This window comes from Mesorhizobium sp. M4A.F.Ca.ET.050.02.1.1, from assembly GCF_003997725.1.
Classification (GTDB): domain Bacteria; phylum Pseudomonadota; class Alphaproteobacteria; order Rhizobiales; family Rhizobiaceae; genus Mesorhizobium.
In genome coordinates this window covers 1-3,860 of record NZ_RZSG01000581.1, presented here as the reverse complement: position 1 = coordinate 3,860, position 3,860 = coordinate 1, and the positions used below count along the sequence as shown (strand labels likewise).

Sequence of the window (3,860 nt, the reverse complement as noted above, 5' to 3'; positions counted from 1 at the left end):
GGCAATGGGCGGCGCGGGTCCGACTGGTGGCGCGGCTGCGTCATCTACCAGATCTATCCGCGCTCCTTCCAGGACACGACGGGCGACGGCAGCGGCGATCTCAAGGGCATCACCGCCAGGCTCGCGCATGTCGCCTCGCTCGGCGTCGACGCCATCTGGCTGTCGCCCTTCTTCAAGTCGCCCATGGCCGACATGGGCTACGACGTGTCGGACTATCGCGACGTCGATCCGATGTTCGGCACGCTGGAGGATTTCGATGCACTGATCGCCGAGGCGCACCGGCTCGGCCTGAAGGTCGTCATCGACCAGGTGATCTCCCACTCGTCCGACAAGCATGAATGGTTCGTCGAGAGCCGCGCCAGCCGCGACAACCCGAAGGCCGACTGGTACGTCTGGGCCGATGCCAAGTCCGACGGCAATGCGCCCAACAACTGGCTGTCGCTGTTTGGCGGGCCGGCCTGGGAGTGGGATGCCACTCGCCGGCAGTACTATATGCACAATTTCCTCGCCGCCCAGCCCGACCTCAACTTCCACAATCCGGAGATTCAGGACGCGGTGCTGGACACGGTGCGCTTCTGGCTGGAGCGCGGCGTCGACGGTTTTCGGCTGGATACGGTCAATTACTATTTCCATGACCGCTGGCTGCGCGACAACCCGCCTCTGGCGGAAAGCGTCGCCGGCACCAACGGCGCCACCACCACCTATGCCTTCCAGGAGCATCTGTTCGACAAGACGCGGCCGGAGAACCTCGACTTCCTGTGCCGCTTCCGCGCGTTGCTCGACGAGTATCAGGACCGCGCCGCGGTCGGCGAGGTCGGCGACGAGGACCGCTCGCTGAGGACGCTCGCCGCCTACACCTCAGGCGGCGACAAGCTGCAGATGTGCTACACATTCGACCTGCTGGGGCCGCAATTCTCGGCCGCGCACATACGCGGCTGCGTCGAGGCCTTCGAAAGCACGGCCGCCGACGGCTGGGTCTGCTGGGCGTTCTCCAACCATGATGTCGTGCGCCATGTCAGCCGCTGGACGCGGCCGGGCGGCGAGCCGGACAGGGTGGCGAAATTCTCGATCGCGCTACTCGCCTGCCTGCGCGGCTCGATCTGCCTCTATCAGGGTGAAGAGCTTGGGTTGGAGGAAGCCGAGCTTGCCTATGAGGATCTGCGCGATCCGCTGGGCATCCGCTTCTGGCCTGGCGTGAAGGGCAGGGACGGCTGCCGCACGCCGATGGCCTGGGAGCACGGCGCCGACAATGGCGGCTTCACGACGGGCAGGCCCTGGCTGCCGGTGCCGGCCAGCCACCGCGCCCGCGCCGTCGACGTCCAGAACGGCGAGAAGGGATCGGTGCTTGCCGCTTATCGGGCGATGCTCGCCTTGCGCAGGCGGCACTCGGCGCTTGTCGGCGGGTCGATCCGCTTTCTGGATGCCGAAGGCGATGTCCTTGCCTTCGTCCGCGAGGGTGAGGGCGAGAGGCTGGTTTGCGTCTTCAACTTCGCCGACGAGCAGGCGGTCTGGCCCTTGCCGCCGGCTCTGGGGCCTGTTGAAGTGATCGATCTCGGCGCCGGCGCGGTCATTGCCGAGGACGTATTGTCACTGCCGCCGCTGGGTTTCTTTCTGGGGCGAACCAACTTGGCGGCCAGCCCGTCAATGTCCAGCGAGGCTCGGTGATGCTCATCGAATTCACGAACGAAGTCGCGTTCGGGGAGCCACCGCCATCCGTAATTGTGTTGTGCACGCTTCGTGAGGTACGAGAGCTGTCTTCGAAATTGTTGCTCCGCGATGTTGTCGACATGTCGTCTGGATTCAACGCAAATTTTTCGGGTGGCATATCTGGCTTTCAGGTCACGATTGTCACTGAGAACGAGCACTTAGTGAGGATTCAAGACGGAAAGGTATTGATATCCTTGTCTAAGGAACACGCTGGCGCGATTTCAGCGATGCTTGATCAAATATATGTGCAAGGCCAGACCATATACGTCGACTTCGATGGCCTGAATCTCTTTGAAGAGGCAAATTTGATTATCTCTACAATTTGACTACTGAACCAGCACGGAGCGTCCACAGGTCCCGCCGGTGACCCGGATATCGGCTTCGCCGACATGCACGCCGAGCGCGCCAAGTACGTTGTAGACCAGGTTGTCGACCTGCGCGGTCACGCCGTTGAGCACCGTCACCACCGCCGGCTTCACGGTGCTGAGCAGGGCGGTGACGTCGAGCCCGGCGCCCAGCGCCTTGACCGACAGCGACAGGTTGTTGACCAGCGAGGTGGAGAGCGACTGCGTCAGGTTCTTCGTCGACACTGTTTTCATCGTCTTGGCAGCGATCTCGGTGGCATTGAACGTCAGGTTCGTCGGCGCCATGTTGGTGACCGAGAACGCCGAAGATCCGTTGATCTGCAGCAGGCTGAGGTTGACCAGCAAAAGCTTGACGCTGACGTCGGCGATTTCGGCGTCGCTGAACGATTGCGGCTTGGTGAAGTCGGCAAAGCCGCTGGCGTTGGTGTCGGCAAGGTGCGCGGCGACGACGCCGGGCTGTGCCGCGATCGTGACCTTCAGGCTGTCGGGACGCCCGGTCGGGCAACTTACGTCGGTGAGCTTTGCTTCGGCATAGGCCACCTCGACATTGAGCGGCAGGTTGACGGCGAGCAGCTTGATGCCGCCACCCAAATTCGTGCCGGCGTTGCCGCTCCCGTTGCCATTGCCGTAGCCGCCGCCGTTGTTCCCGTTCCCGAGGCCGACGCTGGCATTCAGCTTGATGCGGGTCTGCGCGGTGCGCACCACGGTGCCGGCCTCGCCGACCTTCAGCCACGGCGAGGATTGTGGCGGCTCGCCGATGGCGATGCTGAGCGGGGGGGACGTCAAGCCCGGTATCGTCGCGCCGAGATTGACCTGTACCTGGTTGGTGCCGTTGGCAAGTGCCGCCGCCGCCGTCACCATGCTCATGGCGCTCGCGGCGACGGTCAGCCCGGCCGGCTTCTGCCCGACGCCGAGACTGCCGACAGAGCCGAGATCGATCAGGTGGCTGAGCGGGATCTTGACCATGTTGGTGGCGCCGGCCGCCATCGTCTGCAGCGCCAGCTTGGAGGTGCGGTCGAGCCCGGGGACATCGGCCATGGCAGTGGCGATCTGGCCGACTGTGGCCTTCGAAGCCAGCACGTCCGAATAGCTCACGCCCGTCAGCCGCAGTTCCGTCGCCAACGCGTCGGTGAAGGAAAGCACGTCGATATCGGCCGATGCCAGCGCGCTGTAATCCATCACGCTGAGCGAGATGTCGGTGCCGAGCAGCCCGCCGAGCAGCGCGTTGACGACGCCGCCATTGAGGCTGGCGAGCCTCGACCCGACCGAAAACGCGGCCTCCGCCTGGGCGCTGGCGGTGGCCGTCGTGCCGATCACCGGCGGCTTCATCATCATCGCGCCGAAATAGAGAGTGCCCTTCTTCTTCAGCGACACCTGGACGGCGTTGTAAGGCAGCTTGCCCGCCTCGAAACGGCTTCCGGCGGCGATCGCGCTGACGCCGGAGTAGCGGCCGGGCACCACCTGGACGACCGCCTTGCTGGCCGTCGGCTCGATGGTCGTCCCCTGCTTCTGGACGGCGACCGAGTTGAAGCCGTTGTCCTTCAGCGTGGTCAGCACCGCCTTCTCGGCATTGTTGATGTTGGCCGCGGCGGTGATCGCCGCGAGATCGACGATCGACTGTGCCGCGCGGCGCTCGTTGAACAGCGCGCCTTCGTCGACCGCGAAGGCTGTCAGCGCCAGCGCGACCGGCGCGCTCAGCGCCGCCATGACGGCGAAGTTGGCGCGCCTGTCGGCGATCAGCCGGCTGCCCGATCGCAGCATCGCGGCGGCAGCGGCGCGCATCATATG

General features: G+C 64.7%; 3 protein-coding genes. 2 read left to right on the top strand and 1 reads right to left on the bottom strand.

Annotation, left to right across the window (positions count from 1 at the left end; genetic code table 11):
• Together EOA33_RS27270 and EOA33_RS27265 are read left to right on the top strand one after the other, a co-directional pair.
• The coding region (locus EOA33_RS27270; protein WP_245482449.1) for an alpha-glucosidase family protein at positions 1 to 1,665 on the top strand (1,665 nt) is incomplete at its 5' end.
• A complete protein-coding gene (locus EOA33_RS27265; RefSeq protein ID WP_127407054.1) occupies positions 1,665 to 2,033 on the top strand; it encodes a hypothetical protein in 369 nt (122 codons plus the stop codon). The genes EOA33_RS27270 and EOA33_RS27265, both read left to right, overlap by 1 nt.
• On the opposite strand, the gene EOA33_RS27260 is transcribed toward EOA33_RS27265, so the two are convergent.
• Positions 2,034 to 3,857 carry a TadG family pilus assembly protein gene (locus tag EOA33_RS27260; protein WP_127407055.1) on the bottom strand — a complete coding sequence of 608 codons (1,824 nt, stop codon included), beginning with the start codon at positions 3,855 to 3,857 and terminating at the stop codon, positions 2,034 to 2,036.
• Positions 3,858 to 3,860: the final 3 nt, after the last annotated feature.

What these genes read in the sequence shown, in the direction of transcription:
- EOA33_RS27260 (WP_127407055.1), bottom strand. Translation starts at nt 3,857, where the DNA reads ATGATGCGCGCCGCTGCCGCCGCGATGCTGCGATCGGGCAGCCGGCTG.
- EOA33_RS27265 (WP_127407054.1), top strand. Translation starts at nt 1,665, where the DNA reads ATGCTCATCGAATTCACGAACGAAGTCGCGTTCGGGGAGCCACCGCCA.